The 2,411-nt window shown below is 32.1% G+C and carries 1 protein-coding gene; it reads right to left on the bottom strand.

Annotated elements, in window-relative coordinates; genetic code table 11:
* Positions 1-124: 124 nt before the first annotated feature.
* Positions 125-1,138, bottom strand: a complete 1,014-nt coding sequence (locus DFR63_RS01175; RefSeq protein WP_115883933.1) for a protein rep — start codon at positions 1,136-1,138, stop codon at positions 125-127.
* Between the last annotated feature and the right edge of the window lie 1,273 nt (positions 1,139-2,411).

Below are 2,411 nucleotides of genomic sequence, written 5' to 3'. Positions count from 1 at the left end.
GATTTGATTTTTAAAAATATCAGATACTGCCCAGTTACACGCACGTTTTTTTCTAGCGAAAAATCCAAGCGTTCCTGGATAAAACTCGCCTCAAGGGTGAATAGAAAAAAGAGCAACCTTTCGGTTACTCTTCCTCAATATTTTCATCATCTAGCATTTGATTATTAACTTCTTTCTGCATATCTTCCGACATCAATTTTTGTTCGGTCTGAATATATTCTGTCTGTCCCCAATGATAAAACAATAAAAATATATATTGAGTCGGATCAAGTTCTTTATATTTTTCTAATTCTTTATTGTCATACAGTTTACTCGCATCTTTAAATAATCCTGAATACACAATCAATCGTTTGCCTGAGAGTGAATCAAAAAATGTATCAAAAACTGTTTCATTCTGAAGATAATCAGAATCCTTCGCACTGTATTTTGCAATTTCAGATACTTCTTTTTTGTTATCTGTATGTTTCACTCGTCTGACATCGACCTGCGTAATCATTGGATTTTTTGTCGATTGTTGCCACAATTCCAACCAACGTGATTGTCTAATATAAATATTCGGTTTATTAAAATAGGTTTTATTAACTGCCAACACCACGTGGAAATGTGGGTGGTAAGTATCATAGTTTGGATTTTTATCTCCGATACTTAAGCCACGTTTTTTATAGTAATTCATTCGATTTTTATACATGGTTTTCGTAATAAATTCTTTACCGTCATAGGTCACTTCCAGTTTTCGAACATAACCTTTAACCGCTGCTTTCACTTCTTTGCGTTGCATTAACCGTTGAAATGATTTGTTGTAATGTTGAATTTCATCTTCTAGTTCATCAGCTGTCACATTTGGTGCAGTTAACGTTAAGAAAACAAATTCTTTATTTTCTTCCTCTCTTAAATACTGAATCAAAATACTGATCTTCAATGCATTTTTTCGAGATTTCCGCCATGAACACACCGGACAAAACCTATGCTTACAACTATTCGCACCATGCAACTTCGTCTTTTCAAGCGTTTTATCAGCAAGAAATAGCATAAATGTGTTGCACTCCTTTATTCTTAATAGTGTGGAATCAGTAACATGTTTGCCTACCAGCGTCTGTAACAGTTGATTTTTCAACTTTTTCTCTGTATACTTCTCCATGAGATGAAAAACACCTTTCACCTAAAGAAAGGTACAAAAAAAACTTGCACTTCCTTTAGTAATTTATGTTGTTGGCTTAGTCACCTAGAACATTAAACTACTACCCTGGAAAATGCAAGTTTTTTTGTTTTTAAATCAGTTATATCAAGGCATAGAGCCACATTCATACCAATCAGAATTATGACCCTTAGTATCAAGATAAGAAAGAACAGTTCAAAACCTCTTAAAAATACTCCTGTTTTCTCGAGAATCATAAGCCTATTATTGTATTCAAAAGGGGATGAAGAAAAATTAAAAACAAAGACGAATCAAACACATTAATATTACATTTTATCTGGATGTCTTTCGCAATTACTATTATTTATCTATGGTCTGAAAGTTGGCCATTCGTTTTCCCAATTTGGATATTAATATTCCCGATTTTATTATTTATATTAATTGTCCGCTCAAATATAAATACCTTAGAAAATGAAAATAAAGAAAAACTAAAAGACCTATAACAAGGTCTCTTTTAATTCTATTTGTATTTATTCCAATTTCCTTTTGGTGTGAACCAACAGCAAACTATAAACCTAAGGATTCGCAGCGATTCGATGAATCACTACCAATCCAGTTTATAATTGTTTGCTATTCCCACCAAAAGTTTTCTCGGCATAAACAGATCACTACCGTTTTATTTTCTAATACCTTTGCAACTGTTTTCTCAATACCGAAAAATAACACACTAAAAACACACGACTCATCTTTGTGTTTTTAGTGTGTTATTTTTGAAAAAACGTGTGTTAATCGTGTGTTATTAACCAAAAAGCGTGTGTTTTTAGTGTGTTTTATATAATTATTGTGATGGCATAAGGTTAAGGTCGGCACTGCCGACCATATCAACGTTTAGAGCGTAAGCGATAAGCGTTTGATATCATAAACCCCTTATGCTCTTTATAATTTATTTGTGATTTCCACTCATTTTCACTTTTTTTAGAAAAAATTCTAAACTTTTTTTAAACACAAACAAAAATATTCTGTTCACAATCATCTTTTATCACCCATTAACATACCTCTACAGGCCAAAATACTTAGAACTATATTAAATACCTAAAATTTATTTAAAAGCTTATATGAGCTTTATTTGGACTTTAAACAGCTTTTAAACTCAACTTAGATTCATTTTTTAATACTTCCTCGATTTGATTTTTAAAAATATCAGATACTGCCCAGTTACACGCACGTTTTTTTCTAGCGAAAAATCCAAGCGTTCCTGGATAAAACTCGCCTCAAG

Source organism: Jeotgalicoccus halotolerans (genome assembly GCF_003387165.1).
Lineage (GTDB): Bacteria > Bacillota > Bacilli > Staphylococcales > Salinicoccaceae > Jeotgalicoccus > Jeotgalicoccus halotolerans.
The sequence above is the reverse complement of the archived record's forward strand: the minus strand, read 5'-3'. Positions and strand labels throughout refer to the sequence as shown.

Coding starts and splice junctions, on each gene's coding strand:
- DFR63_RS01175 (WP_115883933.1), bottom strand. CDS start 1,138: ATGGAGAAGTATACAGAGAAAAAGTTGAAAAATCAACTGTTACAGACG.